We start from the raw sequence: 1756 nt of genomic DNA, 5'->3' as shown, positions 1-1756 counted from the left end.
GAGGGAGACGCCGCCGACGGCCCGGCGGCTTGAGATCCGGCTTGAGATCCGGCTTGGGATCCCGCTCGGGGCGGGGCGGTCGCGGGTGCATCGGCCGCCTGGGGCGGGGCGGTCGTGGAGCGCGTGGAATCGGGCTCGCGGCCGGCCAGGACGAGGCCCGCCGCGACCACCGCCACCAGGGCGGCCGCGCTCACGCCCGCGAGCCAGCGCCGATGCCGGCGGCTGCCCTCGTCGCCGCCGGCGAGACCGAGCCGTTCGCGCAGATGGGGCAGGCTGTCGCGCACCGACTCGCCGAGCCGGCCCGGGCCGTCGTTCCACGCCGAGACCGGATCCGCGCCGGACGCCGCGGCGTCGGGACGGCGGGTGAACCGGGCCTGCAGGCCCGTCCGCAGGGTCGCGAAGCGGCCGGCGGCGTTCTGCGCCAGCGCCCGCCCCTGGACTGAGGAGCGCTCGGCGAGCGACCGGGCGCGCTCGGACTGGGTCTCGACGAAGCGCGCGGTGGCGGCCTTCATCTCGTAGGCACCGGTCAGGATCGGGGAATCCTTCGGCTCTTCGGGCTCGGCCTCGGGCTCCGGTTCCACCTCAGGCGGCAGGAACAGGGCCGGATGCCGCGCCTGCAGCTCCGCCACGAAATCGGCGAGCGTCAGCGGCTCGCCGGTGCCGGGCCGCGTGCGCACGACGCCGTGCCGGTCGAGCACCCGGTAGCCCGCGTCCCCGCGCACGATGGCGGCCTCGGCCATGAGCCCGAGGGTCCGAACCGCCACCGGACGCGGGCGCGCCCGGGCGATCGCCGCCCGGATCGCCTCGCGGAGGGCGGCGCGCTCCGGATCGTCGAGCGCCGGACGCGCCGGCCCCGATTCCTGTTCCGCCACCACCGTTGAAGACGTCATAAACCCGATCCCGGCATCACCGCGCGCCGCACGGAAGCCGCTTTACGCCTTGCCGGGCGAGGGGGCCAGGGTGCCGGCCTGGACGCTCCGGTGCAGGACCCGTCCGGTCTCGCCGACGATCACCGGGCGCGTGCCCGCGAAGCTCACCTCCAGGACCAGCTCGGCCGCCCCGGTGGAGACGGCGCCGCGATCGGGGTTCGCGGTGCGGAAATCCACGATCGTGCGGATCGTGCAGGTCTCGGAATCGCAGGCGGTGCGGATGGTCCGCGGCTCGTAGCGCCGCTCGGGCCAGCGCTGCACGAAGCTGCGCTTCTCGGCCACCAGCCCCGCCAGGGTGACCGGATGCCCGTAGAAGCGAACCTGCGACCCGTAGAAATGCGGTGCGGCGCCGACCATCGTGTCGCCCGAGCTTGAGACGGTGGCGAGGTAGTTCGCCGCCAGGGCCCGGGCCACGGCGGCCCGCTCCCCTGAGGCGGCCGAAGCCGGCGCCACGGCCGCCGGCGTGTCGGCGAGCCGGCGCGGATGCGCAGCATGCCGCGGCGAGGCCTGACGGGCGTGCGGACGCTCCAGGGCGGCCGCCCGCTTCGGGCCCGCGGCCCGGGTCACGGCGCCCTGGGTCGCGGCGCTCCCGGTTGCGGCGCTCTTGGTCGTGGCGCTCTTGGGAAGGCCGTCGTCGGCGGGCTCCGGCTTGGCAGCCTGCCGGACCGGCTCCGTCTCCGGAACGGCCCGCTTCGCCTGGTCGGCCGGATTCGACTTGGCTGCCTTGGACGGCGCGCCGCGGGCCGGCGGATCGACCCAGGAACTCTGGGACCCCGCCCCCTGCTGCTGGGCCGAGGCGCCGCCGACGAGGGCCAGCGGCAGGATCA

The 1756-nt window shown here is 76.3% G+C and carries 2 protein-coding genes; both read right to left on the bottom strand.

Features of this window, described 5'->3' with window-relative positions:
• A partial coding sequence (locus FV233_RS29340) for a nuclease (protein ID WP_246690143.1) occupies positions 1-890 on the bottom strand: 890 nt, incomplete at its 3' end.
• A 42-nt stretch (positions 891-932) separates the two neighbouring features.
• Positions 933-1754, bottom strand: a complete 822-nt coding sequence (locus tag FV233_RS29335) for a hypothetical protein (RefSeq protein WP_246690142.1) — start codon at positions 1752-1754, stop codon at positions 933-935.
• Positions 1755-1756 lie beyond the last annotated feature (2 nt).

It is taken from the genome of Methylobacterium sp. WL7 (genome assembly GCF_008040085.1).
In the GTDB taxonomy this organism is placed as follows: Bacteria; Pseudomonadota; Alphaproteobacteria; order Rhizobiales; family Beijerinckiaceae; genus Methylobacterium; species Methylobacterium mesophilicum.
Note: the sequence above shows the minus strand (reverse complement) of the source record. Positions and strands in the feature narration are given on the sequence as shown.